Consider the following 981-nt stretch of genomic DNA (forward strand, 5'->3'; position numbering starts at 1 on the left):
CAGTGTTCATTTTTTGTTTTCATAAGTGACTCTAATTAATGGTTTAATTTTTAGTCAACCTATTTCAGGAAAATTCAGTGGTCTTATTGGTGGTAACGGTCTTGTGTATGAAACGTAGCGTATAAATAAACACTAACTTTTCGGATTTAGCACGAGCCGAATTTTTTATTTTTATGTTTAATTTTCTTTTATAAATATAACCAAATAAAAAATTTGGCGTATTTTGTAAATATACAAAAACCTCTCGGAAAGCCTATAATAGCTATGTTTTATACACGTTGTTGGGCACAGTAATTATTCTTTCCAAAATTTTCGAGCAATTTCCGCTGTTCCTATTCGGATGGTGTTATTAATTATGCATTTAAATCTTGATTCACTACAGCCCCACATTCCGCCTTGATTTATTTCGTCCGCTACAAATTCCTTTTGTATTAAATATTCTTTCTTTTTAATGTCAAACAAGACAAGTTCAAAACTTAAATTTAGTTTTCCGTCTTTATTTTCCGAAATATTCAAGTTATTATATTCTATCAAATAGTCAGATTTTTTCTTTTCTTTAGTTTCAGAATCCGTGTTTTTTTCTGCTACAGAATATTTGTTTTTTGGGAAGTTTTCATAGAGATAGAATTGTAGACTTTGCAATGTTACATTTCCGATAATTTTCTCAATAGTTAATTCTTCGATTTCCTTTTTTAGTTTGTCTTTTAAATTTCCGTTTGAACTTTCCAAACTTCTATTCTTTTCGTAATCTAAATATTCAATTTTTTCAGCATTTAGATTTTCGGATGTCGAAATATTCGCTGGATAAATAATTAAAAAACTACTTTTCTTATTCTGACTAAATAGAATAAAAGGTAGAAATATAAAAATTATGATTGTTTTCTTCATTCAGTTTTTATTGTGCCCAACGTTGTTGTGTATGGTTAGTTGCGTGGTTAAGCAACTAAATTAGTAAACTTTTACGAACCTGTGAATATTCCG

1 protein-coding gene is annotated in these 981 nt (G+C 28.6%); it reads right to left on the reverse strand.

Features of this window, described 5'->3' with window-relative positions; genetic code table 11:
* Positions 1 to 294 precede the first annotated feature (294 nt).
* Positions 295 to 888 (reverse strand): hypothetical protein, encoded by a 594-nt coding sequence (locus tag HSX10_RS18620; protein WP_173589760.1) that lies wholly within the window; start codon positions 886 to 888, stop codon positions 295 to 297.
* Positions 889 to 981 lie beyond the last annotated feature (93 nt).

The sequence above is a fragment of the Winogradskyella undariae genome, assembly GCF_013285155.1.
Lineage (GTDB): Bacteria > Bacteroidota > Bacteroidia > Flavobacteriales > Flavobacteriaceae > Winogradskyella > Winogradskyella undariae.

Coding starts and splice junctions, on each gene's coding strand:
- HSX10_RS18620 (WP_173589760.1), bottom strand. CDS start 888: ATGAAGAAAACAATCATAATTTTTATATTTCTACCTTTTATTCTATTT.